This window comes from Arhodomonas sp. KWT (assembly GCF_010993615.1).
The window spans coordinates 1-1327 of sequence record NZ_WNXE01000458.1 but is presented as its reverse complement, the minus strand read 5'-3'; the positions used below and the strand labels follow the sequence as shown (position 1 = coordinate 1327).

Sequence of the window (1327 nt, the reverse complement as noted above, 5' to 3'; positions counted from 1 at the left end):
TCGTCGATGACGTGGGCCAGCGACACCCCGAAGGGCACCTCGTAGAGCCCGGGGCGGCGGACGTTGCCGCACAGCTGCACGGTGAGGGTGCCGCGGGACTTGCCGTGGCCGAGGGCGGCGTAGGCCTCGGCGCCATCGGCGAGGATCGCCGGCACGGTGGCCAGGGTGATGACGTTGTTCACCACCGTGGGCCGGCCCATGAATCCGCGGATCGCCGGCAGCGGTGGCTTGAAACGGACCTCGCCGCGATGGCCCTCCAGGCTCTCCAGCAGCGAGGTCTCCTCGCCGCAGATGTAGGCCCCGGCACCCATGCGCAGCTCGATGTCGAAGGTGTGTCCGGAACCAAGGACGTCCGGGCCGAGAAGGCCGTTGTGCCGGGCGATGTCCAGGGCGGTAAGCAGCGATGCCCGTGCCGCGGGGTATTCGGAACGCAGGTAGATGTAGCCGTGAGCGGCGCCGACGGCAATTCCGGCGATGGCCATGCCCTCGATGAGGGCGAGAGGGTCGCCCTCCATGAGCATGCGGTCGGCGAAGGTGCCGCTGTCGCCCTCGTCCGCGTTGCAGACGATGACCTTGCCCGCGCCGTCGGCGTCGAGCACGGTCTGCCACTTGCGGCCGGTGGGGAAACCCGCGCCACCGCGCCCGCGCAGGCCGGAGGCTGTGACGGCATCGACGATCGACTGCCGGCCCATATCCAGGGCACGGCGCAGGCCGCGGGTGCCCCCGTGGGCGACGAAGTCGTCCCAGTCGTCGGGCACGACACGGCCGAGGCGGCGGCAGGTGAAGCGGTTCTGGCCCTGGTCCGCGATCAGGGCGTCGATATCGCCTATGCGCAGCGGGTGCCCGGCACCGGGGTGGCGGAGTGCCTCGACGAGGCCGGGCATATCCGCCGCGGTGACCGGTCCGAAACCGATACGCCGGCCCTCGTGGTCGACCTCCACCAGCGGCTCCAGGGCGTAGAGGCCGCGGGAGCCGGTGCGCAGCGGCGAGAGGGCCGGATCGGCAGCGGCGATCGCGGCGGCGACCTCGTCCGCGCCAATGGACACTGCGGTGCTGTCGCGGGGGACGTATACACTCATGACGGCCTCCCCCCTTCGGCGGCGGAGACCAGCTCGTGCACGCGCTCCGGAGTCATCCGCCCGAGCGTGCGCCCGTTCCACTGCGCCGATGGTCCGCAGGGGCAATTGCCCAGACAGTAGACCGGCTCGATCTCGACCCGCCCGTCCGGCACCGCGGACAGTGCCTGGGCCGCCGCCCACACGGCCCGGCCGCCGACGGCCTGGCAGGCCTCGGCGCGGCAGACCTTGAGCTGGTGCGCCCGGGCCGG

2 protein-coding genes are annotated in these 1327 nt (G+C 72.3%); both read right to left on the bottom strand.

What is annotated here, in order from left to right:
• Positions 1-1079, bottom strand: a 1079-nt coding sequence (locus tag G7A99_RS19895) for a formate dehydrogenase (RefSeq protein WP_163143513.1), incomplete at its 3' end; no start/stop codon positions are given.
• A partial coding sequence (locus G7A99_RS19890; RefSeq protein ID WP_205599950.1) for an NAD(P)H-dependent oxidoreductase subunit E occupies positions 1076-1327 on the bottom strand: 252 nt, incomplete at its 5' end. The genes G7A99_RS19895 and G7A99_RS19890, both read right to left, overlap by 4 nt.